At 67.4% G+C, this 17,286-nt stretch carries 20 protein-coding genes; 10 read left to right on the top strand and 10 right to left on the bottom strand.

Annotated features, from left to right (window positions below):
* Nucleotides 1–176: 176 nt before the first annotated feature.
* Nucleotides 177–488 carry a hypothetical protein gene (locus ABZ909_RS10800; protein WP_356997700.1) on the bottom strand — a complete coding sequence of 104 codons (312 nt, stop codon included), beginning with the start codon at nucleotides 486–488 and terminating at the stop codon, nucleotides 177–179.
* Between the two features lie 1,359 nt (nucleotides 489–1,847).
* The gene (locus ABZ909_RS10795) at nucleotides 1,848–2,084 is read right to left on the bottom strand and encodes a recombinase family protein (RefSeq protein ID WP_356997699.1); all 237 of its coding nucleotides are present in this window, start codon (nucleotides 2,082–2,084) and stop codon (nucleotides 1,848–1,850) included.
* Nucleotides 2,085–2,124: 40 nt separating this feature from the next.
* On the opposite strand from ABZ909_RS10795, the gene ABZ909_RS10790 reads away from it, so the two are divergent.
* Together ABZ909_RS10790 and ABZ909_RS10785 are read left to right on the top strand one after the other, a co-directional pair.
* Nucleotides 2,125–4,641 (top strand): sensor histidine kinase KdpD, encoded by a 2,517-nt coding sequence (locus ABZ909_RS10790; RefSeq protein ID WP_356997698.1) that lies wholly within the window; start codon nucleotides 2,125–2,127, stop codon nucleotides 4,639–4,641.
* Entirely contained in the window at nucleotides 4,638–5,339 is a 702-nt protein-coding gene (locus ABZ909_RS10785) for a response regulator (RefSeq protein ID WP_356997697.1), read from the top strand. Before ABZ909_RS10790 ends, ABZ909_RS10785 begins: the two co-directional genes overlap by 4 nt.
* A 48-nt stretch (nucleotides 5,340–5,387) precedes the next feature.
* On the opposite strand, the gene ABZ909_RS10780 is transcribed toward ABZ909_RS10785, so the two are convergent.
* Nucleotides 5,388–6,581: a cytochrome P450 gene (locus ABZ909_RS10780; protein WP_356997695.1), complete on the bottom strand. Its 1,194-nt coding sequence runs from the start codon at nucleotides 6,579–6,581 to the stop codon at nucleotides 5,388–5,390.
* Between the two features lie 163 nt (nucleotides 6,582–6,744).
* On the opposite strand from ABZ909_RS10780, the gene ABZ909_RS10775 reads away from it, so the two are divergent.
* The 6 genes from ABZ909_RS10775 (at nucleotide 6,745) to ABZ909_RS10750 (ending at nucleotide 11,058) form a co-directional block, all read left to right on the top strand.
* On the top strand, nucleotides 6,745–7,401 hold the full coding sequence (locus ABZ909_RS10775) for an HAD family phosphatase (protein WP_356997693.1): 657 nt from the start codon (nucleotides 6,745–6,747) through the stop codon (nucleotides 7,399–7,401).
* A gap of 70 nt (nucleotides 7,402–7,471) precedes the next feature.
* The gene (locus ABZ909_RS10770) at nucleotides 7,472–7,936 is read left to right on the top strand and encodes an OsmC family protein (RefSeq protein WP_356997691.1); all 465 of its coding nucleotides are present in this window, start codon (nucleotides 7,472–7,474) and stop codon (nucleotides 7,934–7,936) included.
* Nucleotides 7,933–8,214: an acylphosphatase gene (locus ABZ909_RS10765; protein WP_356997690.1), complete on the top strand. Its 282-nt coding sequence runs from the start codon at nucleotides 7,933–7,935 to the stop codon at nucleotides 8,212–8,214. Before ABZ909_RS10770 ends, ABZ909_RS10765 begins: the two co-directional genes overlap by 4 nt.
* 27 nt (nucleotides 8,215–8,241) lie before the next feature.
* Entirely contained in the window at nucleotides 8,242–9,399 is a 1,158-nt protein-coding gene (locus ABZ909_RS10760) for a hypothetical protein (protein WP_356997688.1), read from the top strand.
* Nucleotides 9,399–10,562 carry a glutathionylspermidine synthase family protein gene (locus ABZ909_RS10755; protein WP_356997686.1) on the top strand — a complete coding sequence of 388 codons (1,164 nt, stop codon included), beginning with the start codon at nucleotides 9,399–9,401 and terminating at the stop codon, nucleotides 10,560–10,562. Before ABZ909_RS10760 ends, ABZ909_RS10755 begins: the two co-directional genes overlap by 1 nt.
* 43 nt (nucleotides 10,563–10,605) lie before the next feature.
* On the top strand, nucleotides 10,606–11,058 hold the full coding sequence (locus ABZ909_RS10750) for a DUF350 domain-containing protein (protein WP_356997684.1): 453 nt from the start codon (nucleotides 10,606–10,608) through the stop codon (nucleotides 11,056–11,058).
* 8 nt (nucleotides 11,059–11,066) lie between these two features.
* Here the strand turns inward: ABZ909_RS10750 and ABZ909_RS10745 are convergent, their stop codons facing one another.
* Nucleotides 11,067–11,669, bottom strand: coding sequence for a hypothetical protein (locus ABZ909_RS10745; RefSeq protein ID WP_356997683.1), 603 nt, complete (start codon nucleotides 11,667–11,669; stop codon nucleotides 11,067–11,069).
* 38 nt (nucleotides 11,670–11,707) lie between these two features.
* Here ABZ909_RS10745 and ABZ909_RS10740 point away from each other — a divergent pair, with 38 nt between their 5' ends.
* Entirely contained in the window at nucleotides 11,708–12,346 is a 639-nt protein-coding gene (locus ABZ909_RS10740; protein ID WP_356997681.1) for a response regulator transcription factor, read from the top strand.
* A gap of 6 nt (nucleotides 12,347–12,352) precedes the next feature.
* Here ABZ909_RS10740 and ABZ909_RS10735 read toward each other — a convergent pair whose 3' ends face one another.
* The 6 genes from ABZ909_RS10735 to ABZ909_RS10710 form a co-directional block, all read right to left on the bottom strand.
* A complete protein-coding gene (locus ABZ909_RS10735; RefSeq protein ID WP_356997680.1) occupies nucleotides 12,353–12,934 on the bottom strand; it encodes a dihydrofolate reductase family protein in 582 nt (193 codons plus the stop codon).
* A gap of 118 nt (nucleotides 12,935–13,052) precedes the next feature.
* A complete protein-coding gene (mutM, locus tag ABZ909_RS10730) occupies nucleotides 13,053–13,910 on the bottom strand; it encodes a bifunctional DNA-formamidopyrimidine glycosylase/DNA-(apurinic or apyrimidinic site) lyase (protein WP_356997679.1) in 858 nt (285 codons plus the stop codon).
* Nucleotides 13,911–14,681 (bottom strand): ribonuclease III, encoded by a 771-nt coding sequence (rnc, locus tag ABZ909_RS10725; protein ID WP_354837808.1) that lies wholly within the window; start codon nucleotides 14,679–14,681, stop codon nucleotides 13,911–13,913.
* 17 nt (nucleotides 14,682–14,698) lie between these two features.
* Complete coding sequence (gene rpmF / locus ABZ909_RS10720) at nucleotides 14,699–14,881, bottom strand: 50S ribosomal protein L32 (RefSeq protein ID WP_040859971.1); 183 nt, start codon at nucleotides 14,879–14,881, stop codon at nucleotides 14,699–14,701.
* 2 nt (nucleotides 14,882–14,883) lie between these two features.
* Entirely contained in the window at nucleotides 14,884–15,564 is a 681-nt protein-coding gene (locus tag ABZ909_RS10715) for a DUF177 domain-containing protein (RefSeq protein ID WP_356997678.1), read from the bottom strand.
* Between the two features lie 105 nt (nucleotides 15,565–15,669).
* A complete protein-coding gene (locus tag ABZ909_RS10710) occupies nucleotides 15,670–16,416 on the bottom strand; it encodes a DivIVA domain-containing protein (protein ID WP_356997676.1) in 747 nt (248 codons plus the stop codon).
* Nucleotides 16,417–16,669: 253 nt separating this feature from the next.
* On the opposite strand from ABZ909_RS10710, the gene ABZ909_RS10705 reads away from it, so the two are divergent.
* Complete coding sequence (locus ABZ909_RS10705) at nucleotides 16,670–17,239, top strand: GtrA family protein (protein ID WP_356997675.1); 570 nt, start codon at nucleotides 16,670–16,672, stop codon at nucleotides 17,237–17,239.
* Nucleotides 17,240–17,286 lie beyond the last annotated feature (47 nt).

The following is a 17,286-nucleotide window of genomic DNA, read 5'->3' as shown; positions in this document are numbered from 1 at the left end:
GTGAACTGTCGCTCGACCACACACGAAGGCGGTCCCGGCAATCACAATCGCCGGGACCGCTTTCAACTGCCGCTCGACAGAACATGCTTACATATCAGCTGTTCGGTGAGGACGACATGCATGCCTCGGTCCAGGCGCAACGTGCAGAGGGATCCGCCCCGGGCAACTGCCTTGGGTCAACCATCAACGTCGCCATCCGTTACCGGCTCCGCTGAGCATTCGGTGAGATCCGGAATCTCGCCGCTCTCATCGGGTCGAGGAACGCCAACAGTGTCCAGCCACGCATTGACGGCATTGTCGACTGTCGCCCAGATGATGAACCCCCGGCTCTTGATCCATTCCAGACGAACGATCGTTGAGCCCTGCAATTGGGTGCCGAACGGTCTTTTTCCTTTGCCGCCGCTTCTGCGAACGGGCAAATCTGCCGCGAGGGCCTTTGCCATCAAATCCCCACCACCTTCAACCGAAGCACCCAGGACAGCCTTCACAGTTTGACTCCTCCCACCTTCCAGTGCATGTCAGCTCGAGGTCTCGCATGAACGATTGCTCTAGAACCTATCTCATTTTTGCGGAATCTTCCCCTAAAAACTCGTACTCACAGGCGATGAAGCAGGAAGCACGCCGTGCGGGCCGGTCGTATCCATGTCGGCCAGATGCCAACGAGAAAGGCGGTTTCCAGCGGCCATTACAGCGATGAGAGGTGTCCGGAGGCCAGCCGAGCATCGAAGATCTCGGCAGGTGTGCGGTCGCTGAGGACCACGCGGGGCGGTGATCGAGCCCGTACTCGACCCGGGCCGGATGCGCGCGGCGGTGGCGACGTCGGTGCCTTTCGGAAAGTACTGGCGCAGCAGTCTCGTTGTGGGAGATCGCCCGATGGCAGGAAGGCAGGTTTCTTCGGTGAGTACGTCGGGCAATCATTGCCCGCTTCGTAGCCTTCAATAGCATCGATTGATCAGCGGCCCAGTCGATTCCGCCCATCATGGCGACGTTGCTGCCTTGGTCCCACGGCACGGATTCGCGTGGGTGCTGGCCGATTTCGCACGCGAGGGCGGGATCAGGGCCAACACGATCATTCCCGCCACTGCACCAGCCGAAGGTTGTCCGGCCATACGTCGAATTGCACGTCATCCGACGCGCCCGCCGGGCCACACGCCGCCATCGCTGACGCGAAAGCGTAGTCCGCACAGACCAATACAAGATCCGCAATATCCTCGCGTTCCTTGACCGGCTCGACGACACCGGCACCCTGCTCGCCGACCCCGGACAGGCACAGCTCGGCACCTGGTTCGAGCCCAACCCTGTCGGCCGCCGCCGAGACATCGGTGCCCGGAGTTTCGTCAGACGGTCGAAAAGTGTCGACTCATCAGCAAACTCGAACTACCGAATCGCAAAGATGGTCTCCCACAATGGTTTCAAGATCGCGGTGAACACGACAACAACCACACCGCTGCCCAACCGACGGCACTCTGCAGCCCCAATTGCACGCAATACCGCCATGATTGCCAATGTCACCGACCTCGACGCCGCCGACGTCAGTGACCTCTACGTCGTTCACCCCGGCACAGCACATAAATGGGCCAACTGCGTGAAAAGCCAGCTGGGCCGGCTACCTGGACTGCCTCCCGAACAACACTCCACGCTCGACAACCGAACCGTCCCGGGTAAGGGACCGGTTTCGGTTCCAGACCAGCGCCGGTCGCCGTGGCGATTGGCTACCACAGCCTTGATCAGCGCGTACATGCGTCCGACGGCTGTCCGCGGGTCGGCTTCGCCGTTGGCCGTCACGAGGTACGGCCCATTGACCTCGGCGGCGTCGATCCAGTCCTCGAGCCGGCGTGGCCGGCGGATCAATCCGCCGAGGCCCCCGTAATGAGAGCGTTAAAGCGGCCAGCACGGCGCTCCTCGACCATGCGGTCATACGCTGGGCGTTTCTTGTCTTCGGCGCAGGCGGAGACCGGCTTCTCCGTATAAATTTCACATATGGACCAGTCCCGAGCCTCGGCGATTCGCTTACAGTCCTCGGGCTGGCGTTCGACCGCCAGCCCTTCGCCTGACGTGTCCAAACTGACTCGGAGGTAGATCACTGCACGGACCGTCACGGGGGACACGAAAGGTTATTCAACGTTGAAACGCGGGCAACTACGCATCTACCTCGGCGCGGCCCCCGGCGTGGGCAAGACTTTCTCGATGCTCTCCGAAGCGCATCGGCGGCTGGAGCGTGGGCGCGATGTGGTGGCCGCGGTGGTGGAGACCCACGGCCGGAGCAAGACGGCGGAGCTGCTCGCCGGAATCGAGCGCATCCCGCCGAAGATGATCGAGTACCGCGGCACCACCTTGCCCGAGCTGGATGTGGACGCCGTGCTGCGGCGCCATCCGGCAGTGGTGCTGGTCGACGAGCTGGCGCACACCAATGTCCCGGGCAGCAAGCACGAGAAGCGCTGGCAGGACGTACAGGACCTGCTGAACGCGGGCATCGACGTGGTGTCGACGGTGAACGTACAGCACCTGGAGAGCCTCAACGACGTGGTCGAGCAGATCACCGGCGTGGTGCAGCGGGAAACCGTGCCGGACTGGGTGGTTCGCTCCGCCGACCAGGTGGAGCTGGTGGACATCACGCCGGAAGCCCTGCGCCGCCGCATGTCCCACGGCAATGTCTACGCCGCCGAGAAGGTCGACGCGGCGCTGCGCAACTACTTCCGCCCGGGCAATCTGACCGCACTGCGTGAGCTGGCACTGCTGTGGCTGGCCGATCAGGTCGATGCCGCGCTCGCCAAATACCGTGCCGATCACAAGATCACCACTACTTGGGAGGCGCGCGAACGGGTCGTGGTGGCCGTGACCGGCGGCCCGGAGTCGGAGACCATCGTGCGGCGCGCCAGCCGGATCGCCGCCAAGTCCAGCGCCGAGCTGATCGTGGTCCACATCGTGCGCGGTGACGGGCTGGCCGGAGTGTCGACGAAGCGGCTCGAGCGCCTGCGCGACCTGGCCACGAGTCTCGACGCCAGCCTGCACACCGTCACCGGCGAGGACGTGCCCACGGCGCTGCTGGATTTCGCGCGCCAGGTCAATGCCACCCAGCTGGTGCTGGGGACCTCCCGCCGCTCACGCTGGGCGCGCATGCTCGACGAGGGTATCGGCGCCACCGTGGTGCAGGAGTCGGGCAAGATCGACGTACACATGGTGACCCACGAGGAATCCAACCGGGGCGGCTTCCGCTGGTCCTCGCTGACCCGGCGCGAGCGCAAGGTCGGCTCCTGGTCGGCCGCGTTCATCGTGCCGTTGGCGATCTGCGCAATCATCTACTTCTGGCTCGATCGCCTGCTGGACCTCAGCGGTGAGAGCGCCCTGTTCTTCATCGGCGTCATCGCGGTCGCGCTGCTCGGCGGCGTGGCCCCCGCGGCGTTGTCGGCGCTCCTGTCGGGCATGCTGCTGAACTGGTTCTTCACCGAACCCCGCTACAGCCTCACCATCGACCAGCTCGACAACTTCCTCACCATCGTGGTGCTACTGTTCGTGGCGGTCGCGGTCGCGGCACTGGTGGATGTGGCCGCCAAGCGAACCCTGGAGGCGCGCAAGGCCTCTCGCCAAGCCGAGCTGCTGACGCTGTTCGCGGGCTCGGTGCTGCACGGCGCCGATCTCCAGGATCTACTCGAACGCGCCCGCGAGACCTACAACCAGGACGCCGTCAGCCTGGTCACCGACGACGAGGTCATCGCGTCGGTCGGCGAGCAGCCGCCGAAGAAGGTCAGCGACGCCGAAACCGCTTTGGAGGCAGGCGATGACATGCACTGGCTGCTGTTGCGAGGACGTTCCGTGACCTCCGGGGACCGCCTGGTGCTGGGCGCGGTCGCGAATCAGGCGGCGGGACTGGTGCAACAGAAGCAGCTGCAGGAGGAGGCCAGCGCCGCGCAGGCGGTCATGGAGGCCGACAAGCTGCGCCGCGCCCTGCTCTCGGCGGTCAGCCACGATCTGCGCACCCCGCTGGCCGCGGCCAAGGCGGCGGTGTCCAGCCTGCGCAGCGACGATGTGGAGTTCTCCCCCGAGGACACCGCCGAATTGCTGGAGACCATCGAGGAATCCGTGGATCAGCTGACCGCGCTGGTCGGCAACCTGCTCGACTCCTCGCGCCTGGCGGTCGGCGTGATCAAGCCGCAGGTGCGCAAGGTCTACCTCGACGAGGTGGTGCATCACGCGCTCATGGGCATGGGCACCCGCGGCATGCGCCGCACCACCATGGACCGGGTGAAGGTGGATGTCGACACCGTCTCGGTGCGCGCCGATCCCGGTCTGCTGGAACGGGTCCTGGCCAATCTGATCGACAATGCCGCCCGCTACTCCCCCAGGGATTCGATGGTGCGGGTGGCGGCAGAGCAGGTCGGGAAGCGGGTGGCCGTTACCGTGGTCGATACCGGTCCGGGCGTACCGACCGGCCTGGAGGACCAGCTGTTCGAGCCCTTCCAGCGGCTCGGCGACCGCGACACCTCTACCGGCGTGGGCCTGGGCCTGTCGGTGGTGCGCGGTTTCGTGGACGCCATGGGCGGCACCGTGCACGCGGAGCCCACCCCTGGCGGCGGTTTGACCATGGTGATCGATCTGCCCGCGGGGGACGACCCCGCGCACACCGGAGAGGAGAACGGGTGACGAACGCGGCGGCAGCGCCGACCAAAGTGCTCGTGGTCGACGACGAACCACAGATCCTGCGCGCGCTGCGCATCAATCTGTCGGTCCGCGGCTACGAGGTGACTACCGCATCCAATGGGGCCGCGGCCCTGCGCGCGGCCGCCGAGAAGCACCCGGACGTCATAATCCTCGATCTCGGCCTGCCCGATATGGACGGCATCGAGGTGCTGGCCGGCCTGCGCGGCTGGTCCACCGCCCCGGTCATCGTGCTCTCCGCCCGCACCGACTCCTCCGACAAGGTGGAGGCCCTCGACGCCGGCGCCGACGACTACGTCACCAAGCCCTTCGGCATGGACGAACTGCTGGCCCGCCTGCGCGCCGCCGTCCGCCGCTCCGCCAATATCGCCGACACCGCCGAGCCGGTCATCGAAACCACCTCCTTCACCGTCGATCTCGCGGCCAAGAAGGTGACCCGCCACGGCCACGACGTGCACCTGACCCCCACCGAGTGGGGCGTGCTGGAGATGCTGGTCCGCAATCGCGGCAAGCTCGTCGGCCGCCGCGAGCTCCTGCGCGAGGTCTGGGGTCCGTCCTACGCGACCGAAACCCATTATCTGCGTGTCTATCTCGCCCAGCTGCGCCGCAAACTCGAGGACGATCCCTCCCAGCCCAAACACCTCCTCACCGAGGCGGGCATGGGCTACCGCTTCCAGTCGTAATCCCCCGGACAGCGATCAGGGAGCTCTCGCCGCGATGGACGCGCGAACTTACCGCATCAGGCGGAGCGGCAGCGACTTGAGGCCGTTGTTCAGATTCGAACGGATCCGCCGGGATTCGCCGGTCTGCTCCATTGCCGGGAAGCGGGTCAGCAGCTCCTCGAAGAACACCCGCCCCTCCAGCCGGGCCAGGTGCACGCCCAGGCAGAAGTGCTGGGCCAGCCCGAAGGACAGGTGCGGGTTGGGATTTCGACGGATATCGAAGCGCTGCGCGTCGTCGAAGACGTCCTCGTCCCGATTCGCCGAGGTGTACCACATGGCCACCTTGTCCCCGGCCCTGATGGGAACCCCGCGGATCTCGGTGTCGGCGGTGGCGGTGCGCCGGAAGTAGTGCAGCGGGTTGGCGTATCGCAGGATCTCCTCCACCGCACCGGGAATCAGCGTCGGATCCGCGCGCAGCGCCGCGAGCTGCGCGGGATGCCGCAGCAGCAGTTCCAGACCCGAGGACAGCATGGTCTTGGTGGTGTCGTTGCCCGCGGTCACCAGCTGCGTGAAGAAGCTGCCGAACTCCAGGTCCGACATGGGTTTTCCACCGTAGGACCCGCCCAGGATGAGCGAGGTCAGATCCGCCTGCGGCGGCTCGGCTCGCCGCGCCATGGAGAACTGGATGGCGTAGATGGCCATATTGGTGAGCTCGGCCGTCACGTCGAAATCGCCGACCAGGTCCGGATCCTGCTGGCTGGTGGACTGTTCGGCCCAGCGCCGGATGCTCGGCCAGTCCGCGACCGGAATGCCGAACAGACCGCCCACCACCTGGCTGGGCAGCACGCCCGCCACGTCGTGCACGAATTCGACGTCGCCGTCGACGCTTTCGAGCAGGTTCCGGGTAAGCTTCCGGACCCGGTCCTCCAGCTCGCCGATGACCCGCGCCTTGAAGTGCTCGGCCAGCGGCCTGCGGTAGTCGGTGTGCCGCGGCGGATCCATCATGAGCAGCATGTTGCGGGTCTGCTCGAGGCGTTCGGGCGGCTGGTTCTCCAGGATCACGCCCTCCCGCTCGGCGGAGAACAGTTCCGGATTGCGGGCCACGTACGCCACATCCGCGTGCTTGAGGATCGCCCAGTAGCCGGGTTCGCCCGGCATCTCCTGCCAGTGCACCGGGTCCGTGCGCCGTAGGTCGGCGAAGATCTCGTGGATCGGCCCGGACACATAGAGCTCCGGATCGTAGATGTCCATGACCGTGCCCACGGCCCACCTCGGTATTCGCTTGCGGGTATGCGTCTTTCGCTTCGGAAGCTAACGCCGCGCGCGAGCGGGCGGCGCGGTTCCGCACCACGATCCCAGTCAGTGGACGCGCCGCATGCGCCCCCGATGCCGGGTACCCGGACGGTGATGAACCACCATGGAAGCCATGTCTGTTGCGATCGTGTTCGACATGGATGGTGTGCTCATCGATACCGAACCCATCTGGGAAGAGGTGCGGCGCGCGTACGTCGAGGAGATGCGCGGGCGCTGGCTGCCCGACACCCAGGACCGGTTCATGGGAATGAGCACGGCCGAATGGTCGCGGTACCTGAGCGAGGAGCTGCTCGACGGCCGTCGCACGCCCGACGAGGTCGCCGAGGACGTCATCGCCCGCATGGCCGCCCGCTACGCCGACCACCTGCCGCTCATGCCGGACGCGGTCGACACCGTGCGCCGGCTGGCCGAGATCTACACCCTCGGGCTGGCGAGCTCGTCCCCGCGCCGGCTGATCGACGTGGTGCTCGACCACATGGGCGTCACCGACCTGTTCGCCGCCACCGTATCGACCGAGGAGGTGGCGCGCGGCAAGCCCGCGCCCGACGGCTACCTCGAGGCCGCCGCGCGGCTGGGTATCAACCCCGACGCGTGCTTGGCCGTCGAGGATTCCAGCAACGGCCTGCGCGCCGCCCACGCCGCGGGCATGACGGTCATCGCCGTCCCGCATCCCAAGTACCCGCCCGCCGTAGACGCCATCGCGCTGGCCGCGTACGTCGCCGACAGTCTGAAGGAGGTCACCCCGGAACTGGTGGAGGAATTCCGCTGACCACCTCGGCGTTCCGAACGAGCGGCAACCAGATGGTTGACCTGGGTGACCCAATGGGAGGATCTTCCTTATGTCCGAACAGACCGCCGCACCGCAGACCGTCGCCACCGACCCGGCCGCCGAGCCGGTCAAGCTGTGGGCCGAACGCACCGGCACCCGCGCCTACACCGGCCGCAACAACCGCGGTGGCGAGGTGTTCATCGCGTCCGCGGGCGTGCCGGGCGCGTTCACCCCGGGTGAGCTGCTGAAGATCGCGCTGGCGGGCTGCACCGGACTGAGCGCCGACTTCACCCTCGCACGTCGGCTGGGCGAGACGTTCGACGCCACCGTGCACGTCTCCGGCGACGCCGACCGCGAGAACGAGGTGTACCCGGAGCTCAACGAGGAGTTCGAGCTCGACCTCAGCGAACTCGACGCCGAAACCCGCGAGCGCCTGCTGGTGGCCGCGCAGCGCGCCGTCGACAAGGTCTGCACGGTCGGCCGCACCCTTAAGGCGGGCTCCACCGTCAACCTGACGTTCCGCATCGACGAATGAGCGGTGGCCCGGTCCGCCTCAGCGCCTGGGTCCACGGCCTGGTCCAGGGAGTCGGCTTCCGCTGGTGGACGCGCTCGCGCGCCCTGGAACTGGGCCTGACCGGCTATGCCCGCAATCACCGCGACGGCCGCGTGCACGTCGTGGCCGAAGGGCCCCGCGATCGCTGCGAAACCCTACTCGACCTGCTACGTTCCGGTACTACACCGGGTCGGGTAAACCTGGTGGTGGAAGACTGGAGTGCCGCCGCGGGCGACATGACAGGATTCGAAGAACGCTAGCGAGCGGCGAGCCCACGGAGTCGACCAATGTCCACAGACCGTCCCGGTAGTCCGGAAACCCCGGACCGCCCCACCCCCGACCCCGCACACCCCGCCGAATCCCACACTGCCCCAGCCGATCCCGCCCACCCGGGCCACGAGCACTATCCGCTGCCCGCCGACCCGGACGCCGAGACCGCCGGCACAGGCGACACCGATCCCACCGTCCGATTCACGGCCGAGCCCACGACACCCGGCCAGACCCCCCGCGGCCATGAGCCGACGCTCGCGCTGCCGAACCAATCCGCATCCGGATCCGATGAATCTCGGAGCGGCACAGGCGGTTTCGGCGAGCCCGGCACCGAACGACCGGCCGGGTATCCGCCAACACTGCCGATGCCGGCGGATTTCGGGGCGGAGCACGGCGGCGAGCATCACGGGCCGCATCATCTCGCGGGGGAATTCCATGGTGGGCCCGGGGCTTTCGGGCGGCCGGGGGATGGTGGCCCGACCGCCGCGCCGGGGCCGCTGCTGGGCAACGCCGGGTTCGTCCTGCCCGGGCCGGTGCTGGAGCCGGAGGAACCGGCCTTGCCGGCGACGATGGACGAGCCTGCCGCGCCGCCGCGGCGCGGCAGCATCACCACACAGGAGGCGGGGGTCACCCGGCCGCGGCCGCCCACCGTGGCGGAGGCACGGGCGCGGGAGAAGGCCAGGAAGCGAGCCGAGGCGCAGGAGCGGGCCGAGGCGGAGGCCGCGGAAGCCAAGCAGCGCAAGAAGAAGCGACTACTCGTCGGCGGCGCCGCCGTGGTGGGGATCGCGGCGCTGGTGGGCGGCGGATACCTGGTGGCGGAGGCGTGGAACGGACCCGAGGTGACCGCCTATTGCACGGTGGTGGCCAACAAGGGCGAGACCGTGCCCACCGGACAGGGGCAGAGTGTCACTGCGACACAGGACAATCAGGAGATCGTCGTTCCGGACAACTACTGTTCGGATGCACAGGATCATGGGGACGGCGGGATTCACCCCGGCTTCTTCTTCCTGGCGGGGCACTCCTACCGCTACTACTACGGCGGCAGCGGCACCATCGGGCACGCGCCGTCGGGCGGCAGCACGACGGCCCCGAAGGGTTCGACGGTGAAGACCAAGAGCGGCAGCACGATTCAACGCGGCGGACTCGGCGCGAAGATCCACGGTGGAGGTTCCTAGTGCGGCGGGTACGCAGCACTCCGCGGCCGGGCTGGCAGCGGATCATCGAGAGTCAGGGTCTGGTCTACGGCTCTCCGGGGCAGTACCCGAACGGGCAACCCCGTCCCTATTGGGACGAGTCGGTGCACTACGAGTTCGACATGGACGAGATCCTGGCCATGGAGGCCCAGGTCGAGGTGCTGCACTCCATGTGCCTGCACGCCGTCGAACAGGTGGTGCTGACCGAGCGATTCGCCGATTTCGGTCTGCCGCAATGGAGTTGGGAACCCATCACCAAGTCCTGGCACCGCTCCGACCCGCACATCTACGGCCGCTTCGACATGCGCTACGACGGCCGCGGCCCGGCGAAACTGCTGGAGTACAACGCCGATACGCCCACCTCCCTGCTGGAGGCGGCAATCGTGCAGTGGCACTGGCTCACCGACACCCACCCGGACGACGACCAGTGGAATTCCCTGCACGAGAAGCTGGTCGAGCGCTGGGGTGAGATGCGCGAGACGCTGCCGGGCTCGCAGCTGCACTTCAGCTGGTCGGGCGCGGACTCCTCCGGCGAGGACAATGTCACCACCGCCTACATGCAGGAGACCGCCGCCGAGGCCGGATTCGACACCGTCGCCCTGCCCATCGAGGACGTCGGATTCGACACGGAGCTGCACCGTTTCGTGGATCTGGCCGAAGCCCCCATCGAGGCCATCTTCAAGCTCTACCCGTGGGAATGGGCCCTCGACGACGATTTCGGCCGCCGCGTGGTGGAGTCCCTGCCGGAAACCATGTGGATCGAACCGCTTTGGAAGTCCCTGCTGTCCAACAAGGCCATCCTGGCGGTGCTGTGGGAGATGTACCCCGGCCACCCCAACCTGCTGCCCGCCTACATCGACGACCCGCACGAGCTCACCGAGTACATCCGCAAGCCGAAGCTGGGCCGCGAGGGCGCGAACATGACCATCGTCGGGGCGGGCGTGGAAACCGCCACCGGCGGCGTCTACGGTGCCGAGGGGTACGTCTACCAGATGCTGGACCCGCTCCCCGAATTCGACGGCATGCGACCGGTGCTGGGTGCTTGGATCGTGGGCGACACCTCCGCGGGACTGGGTATCCGGGAGACAGTCGGCCTGATCACCGACGACAGCTCCACCTTCGTCCCGCACCGCATACCGCAGTAACCGCAGTAGCCCTGGCCCGATTCACCCCGACCCGGAGGATCCGATGACCACCGCTCTCGCACTCGAAGCCGGGTATTGGCACTCCCTGGGCCACGGCGTCGGCGCGATCCTGAGCTACGCCCTGCTGGGCCTGGTGCTGTTGCTCATCGGCTTCCAGGCGGTGGACTGGACCACCCCGGGCCCCCTGCGCGCCATGGTGGCGCGCGGGCTGCCGAACGCCGTCATCGTCGGCTCCGCGGCCATGCTCAGCACGGCGTTCATCGTGGTGCTGGCCATCTATGCGCAGGCGGGCAAGCTTGCCGAGGGCCTCATCGCCACCACGATCTACGGGCTGGTCGGCATTGCAGCCCAGGTGATCGCGATGCGCAGCCTGGAATACGTGCTCGGCATCGATATCGGTGCGGTGCTGAAGGATCCGGAGTTCAGCACCGAGTCCGTGGTGGTGTCCGCCGCGCACATCGCCATCGGCCTGGTGGTGGCGGTCGCGATTCTCTGAGGCCCGGATCAGCTGTACTGCGGCAGCGGGGCGGCGGCGCGCCCGGCCGCCGCCCGCAGCCACGCGGCCAGCCAGATCATGCCGGCGCCCACGAACACATGGCCCACCCGCACGATCGGCGCGGGCAGCAGGAACGTCAGCGACAGCGCCGTCAGTCCGGCGACGTAGCACCCGACGGCGAAGGGCGGGACCACGCGCGCATGCCACAGTGCCGCCGAGAACAGCCAGGTCCCGAGCAGGGTGAGCGCCGCTGTCGCGAGAAACGCCCAGCGCGCCGGTCCGTCGAGCAAGTGGTCGACCGCCGCCGGATCCAGGTGCACCAGGACGAAGTTCATGGTGAACGCGATGCCCGCGAAGTATCCGAAGCTCAGGAAGTGCACCGCGAACGCCCACCCGCCGAACCGCCCCATCCGGTCGTACTGCGCCAGGTAGAGCCCCGCCGCGAACGCGATCCCGAACGGCACCGCCCCGCCGTTGAGCACCTCGGTGACCGGAAACTTCTGCCCGGCAATGGTTTCCAGGACACCAGCGAGGAGGGCCACGGCCTGACCGGCATGCGCGAACCGCTCGCACTCCTGGGCGGAGAACTCCGGGCGGAAACCGGGCCGCACGGCACCCGGCTGCGGGCACGACTCCCCCGGGGTTCGCGATGACCACCGCGACCACCGTCCTCATCGCCGACGATCAACCGCTGGTTCGCGAAGGCATCGCCTCCCTGCTCGCGCTCCAGGCCGGGGTGCGGGTGGTCGGCACCGCCGAGAATGGTTCGGCCGCAGTCGATCTCGCGCTCGAACGCGAACCCGACGTGGTGCTGATGGACGTCCGGATGCCGGTCCTGGACGGCCTGGCCGCGGCGGCGGCACTGCGCGACCACACCAAGGTCCTCATGCTCACCACCTTCGACGACGACGAGTACGTCATCCGGGCCCTGCGTGCGGGCGCGCACGGATACCTGCTCGAGGATCTCCCGGCCGCCGATCTCGCCGCGGCGGTTCGGCTCGTGCACGCCGGCGTCGATCAGTACTCGGCGACCGTGTCCGCTCGCATGCTCGGCATGCTGCGCGGCCCGGGCCGCGGCACCGGCCCGCAACCCGCGGCCGACCTGACCAGACGGGAATCGGAGATCCTGCGCCTGCTGGCGACCGGCGCGTCCAACCGGGAGATCGCTCGCACCCTGTACGTCAGCGAGGGCACGGTGAAGAACCACGTCTCTAACATCCTGACGCGGCTGGGCGTCCGGGATCGGACCCAGGCCGCGATCTACGCGCTCGACCACGGCCTGGCCTAGCGGCGGTCAGCGCACCCGGCTGTACTTGATGAAGGCCACGCCGTCCTCGAAGATACAGCTGGTGAGGATCCGGAATCGGGCGGGTTCGGGCAGGTGACCGGCCGTGCCGAACAGCGGTCGGCCGTGGCCCAGCACCATCGGGTAGAGCTTCAGGAACACCTGGTCGATCTCCGGCAGCAGGGTCTGGGCGAGCTCACCGCCGCCGCACAGCCAGATGCCGAGCCCCTCCTCGCGCTTGAGCTCGCGCACCCGCTCGATCGGGTTCTCGGCGATCAACTCGACATCGGGGGCGGGATTCTCCGGCAGCGTGGTGGACACCACGAACTGCCGCAGATGGGCGTACGGGCTGGAAGTGCCGGTGCGGACGCCGAAATCGTGCGTCTTGCGGCCCATGAGCACGGTGTCGAAGTTCTGGCAGGGTTTGTCGACGCCCAGCACCTGACGAACCTTGGTCGGGAGGGTCTCGGGATACTGCGCGATGATCGCGGGCCCGTGGTCGCCCCCGACCGGGAAGAAGTCGACCGAACCCGCATCGGTGGCGATGAATCCGTCGATGGTGGCCGCGACGTAGTAGGTCAGTTTGCGCATTTGTTTCCTCCAGCCGGCACAACGCATACCGCTAGTGAAAAAGGTAGCGCCTCGACAGACGGGATAGGGAGGCTCGGTCACACTGGAATGACCTTGAAGCGAAGAATACCTGCTGGTCTCAGCCGCGCGGGCGGAGTTGGCAGCGGGGGCAGGAGAAAGACGAACGGTTCATGAACTTCTCCCGGCGCATGATCGCACCGCAGCGACGGCACGGCTCATCCTCGCGCCCATAGGCATTGAGCGACCGCTCGAAGTACCCGGACTGGCCGTTGACGTTCACGTAGAGGGCGTCGAAGGAGGTGCCCCCCGCCCGCAGCGCCTCGCTCATGACATTCTGCGTCTCGCCGAGCAGCGTGTGCAGCGCGGGCCCGGTCAGCTTGGCCGCCGAGCGCTCACCGTGGATCTTGGCCCGCCACAACGCCTCGTCGGCATAGATATTGCCGACCCCGGACACCACGGTCTGATCCAGCAGCAGCCGCTTGATCTCGGACTGCTTGCCACGCAGGGTCCTCACCACAGCATCGGCGTCGAAGAGCGGATCCAGCGGGTCGCGCGCGATGTGGGCGGCGGACTCGGGCACCCAGGTCCCGTCCACCTCGACCAGATCCGAGAGCATCCAGCCACCGAAGGTGCGCTGGTCCACGAACCGCAGTTCGTTCCCGTCGTCGAGAGCGGCGATGATGTGCGCGTGCTTCTCCAGCGGCGCGGCCGCGGGCTGCACCAGCATCTGCCCGGACATGCCGAGATGCACGACCAGAGAAGTGTCGGTCTCATCGAAGGTGAGCCAGAGGAATTTGCCCCGCCGCTGCGCGTTCTCGACGCGCAGACCGGTCAATCGGGCGGCGAGATCGTCCCCGCCCAGCTCGTGCCGACGCACCGAACGCGGATGCTTGACCGTCACCCGGTCCAGGACGCGGCCCACCACATGCTCGGTGAGCCCGCGCCGGACGACTTCGACCTCGGGAAGCTCGGGCATCTAGCTCTTCGAGCCGTCGGCCGAACCCTCGGGCGCGTTCTCGGCGTTCAAAGCCTTGTAGGCCGCGCCCGCGGCCTTCTGTTCCGCTTCCTTCTTGGAGCGGCCCACCCCCTGGCCGTAACCCTGACCACCGATCACCGCGGTGGCGGTGAACTCCTTGTCGTGGTCGGGCCCGGTGGAGGTGATCTCGTAACTGGGCACGCCGATGCCGCGCTCGGCGGTCAGCTCCTGCAGGCTGGTCTTCCAGTCGAGCCCGGCCCCCATGCGGGGACCGCGCTCGAGCAGTTCGGCGAACAGCCGCAGCACGACGGTGCGTGCCACATCGATGCCGTGCTGTAGGTGCACCGCACCCAGCAGCGACTCCATGCCGTCGGCCAGGATGCTCGGCTTGTCGCGGCCACCGGTGAGTTCCTCGCCCTTACCGAGCAGAAGATGGCGGCCGAGACCGCCCTCACCGAGACAGCGGGCCACCTCGGCCAGTGCGTGCATGTTCACCACGCTCGCGCGCAGCTTCGCCAGCTCGCCCTCGGACTTGTCCGGGTGCTCCAGATAGAGGCGCTCGGTAATGCTCAGACCGAGCACCGAATCGCCCAGAAACTCCAGGCGCTCGTTGGTCGGCAAGCCACCGTTCTCGTAGGCGTACGACCGGTGCGTCAGCGCCAGGCGCAAAAGCTCCGGTTGTACGTCCACGCCGAGTGCCTCGAGCAGACTGGCATGGTCGGCTGCATCACCTACGGCGGGAATATCCGCCGCATCCTTGCTGGCGGTCACGGTCGGCTGAACGCGAATCAGATCGCGGAGGTGACCTGACGGCCCTTGTAGGTGCCGCAGCTCGGGCAGGCGATGTGCGGCAGGGTCTTCTGGCCGCAGGCGCGGTTCGGGCAGGTGATCAGGGTCGGCGCGGCGGCCTTCCACTGGCTGCGACGCGCGTGGGTGTTGGCACGGGACATCCGGCGCTTCGGAACGGCCACGACTAGCTCTCCTCTGTCTTCTTACTTGCGGCACCGTTGTGTCCCGCAAGGGTGGAATCTGTTGATGGGTCCGACACGGTCTCCGTATCGGTGGACTCAGCCCGACTGTGTTCGTTGTCAGTGAATCTGGCGAGTCCGGCCCAGCGAGGGTCAAGTATCTCATGACCGTGGCCGTAACCCGCAATCGCCATCTTGACGCCGCATTCCGGGCACAATCCGGCGCAGTCCGGCTCGCACAGCGGCTGCAGCGGCAGCTCCAGGCCGACGGCGTCGACGATCACCGGTTCCAGGTCGATGAAATCGTCGACCAGGCGCGGGATCTCGTCTTCCTCGGTGGTCTGCTCGGTGGCGCTGTCCGGGTAGGCGAACAGCTCGGTGAGCTGCAATTCGATCTCGTCGGTGAACGATTCGAGGCAGCGCGAGCATTCGCCCTCGATAGGAGCAGACACCGTGCCGGTGACGAGCACGCCCTCGGAGACCGACTGCAGCGTGAGATCCAGCTCGACCTGCGCACCGGCCGGGATGCCGATCAGATCGAGGCCGATCTTGTCGGCGGTCGTCAGGGTGCGCTGCAACTCGCGCATGGATCCGGGGGCGCGTCCGAGACTGCGTACGTCCAGCACGAAGCCCGCGTCGGTCGTCTTGTGACGATGACGCGAACCATTACCGGAATCGGCGGACATCTCTGAACTCGCTCACGCTAGGTGTGGAATGGGCAACCACCCAACAATACCGAAAGGCCCGCTTGCGACCCAAATGGGACGAAAGCGGGCAACCCGATCGGAAATTCAGCGGCGGAACTCGGAGGCGTAGTCGGGGACGGAGCTGCCCGAGCGGGCCTGGTGGCGGCCGCGGCCGAGGATGCGCAGCGTGTTGTGCAGGGTCTCCTCGAAGTCGGCGAGCTTGCCCTCGACGTAGTCGTCGCATTCCTGGCGGAGGCGATCGGAGTCGGCCTGGGCGGTGTCGATGAGCCGGGCGGATTCGGCGTGGGCGGCGCGGACCACCTCGGTCTGCGAGACCAGACGGTCCTGCTCGGCCTTGCCCTCGGCGACCGAGCGGTCGTAGGAAGCCTGACCGGCGGTGGCCAGGCGGTCGGCCTCGACGCGGGCGCGGCCGGTGAGGGTGTCGTATTCCTTCTGGCCGTCGGCGACGGTGCGCTCGGCCTCCTCCTCCGCCGAGCCGACCAGGTGCTCGGCGTGAGCGCGGGCCTCGGCGACCATGCGATCGGCGTGCGCCTTGGCGTCGGCGAGGATGCGGTCGGCCTCGTCGCGCGCGGAGGTAACCGTGTGGTGCGCTTGCTCATTGGCGGTCTTGACCGTGGTCTCGGCGCCGGTGCGAGCGTCGGTGACGATCCTGTCGCGGTGATCGAGCACGTCCTGGGCGTCGTCGAGTTCCCCGGGCAGGGCCTCGCGGACATCGTCGAGGAGCTCCAGCACCTCACCGCGCGGCACGATGCAGTTGCGGGTCGGCGGGATGCCACGGGCCTCTTCGATGATGGCCACCAGTTCGTCGAGCGCTTCGAATACCCGGTACATGTGCTACTCCACTCTCCTGCCAGGACTCACGGCGAGACTCTCCGCTTCCGCCAGTCTGCCAATCTCAGCGCTGTCAACAAGGTCCGACACGGCGTGTCGCTGGTTTTCCGGAACATGGCCTGTTTCACAGACCACAAAAACAAGTGGAGGAAACCACTCCACTTGGTGTTACCGTGGAAGGGCGAGAACGTGTCGGCCAATGACAGTGGCCCGGTAGAACTCCGGACCGCCCGGCCGACACCGATGTGTTCGGATGGGGAAGACGATGGCTGTCCACGAGATTCCGGAACGGGCGACGATGCCCGTGACCGGGCTGGTGAACACCTATACCTACGGCACGGAGGCCCTGGCCTACGGCACCGAGGCCCTCGCCCACGGCACCGAAGCCCTGCACGCGACGGGCTCGCGCTGGCTGGGCCGGCTCGGAGTCTGGCTCCGCGGTGACGCGGTCTTCGCGCAATTGATTCGCTTCGCCCTGGTAGGCGGCCTCAGCAATGTCGGCTACATCCTGCTGTTCCTCGCGCTCTACGGCGGCGGCCCGCAGCTGGCCAATCTGGCCGGATCCATCGTGAGCACCGCGCTGGCCAACGAAATGCATCGGCGGCTCACCTTCCAGGCGGCCGACCGGGTGCGCTGGTACACAGCGCAATTGGAGGGCGGCGCGCTCGCGCTGGCCGGACTGGCCATCACCTCGGGTGGCCTGGCCATTCTCGAGGTCATCGAGCCGGGCATCGACGGCCTCACCGAAGCCATTGCGGTGCTGGGTATCACCGCCGCGGTCGGCACCATGCGCTTCCTCACCCTGCGGCTCTGGGTGTTCTGAGCCCCACCGCTCCTCGTTCTCCGCGTGCGCGGGAACCCTTTTCGGCC

It is taken from the genome of Nocardia sp. NPDC046763 (assembly GCF_040645495.1).
Lineage (GTDB): Bacteria > Actinomycetota > Actinomycetes > Mycobacteriales > Mycobacteriaceae > Nocardia.
This window is presented reverse-complemented; position numbering and strand designations above follow the sequence as displayed.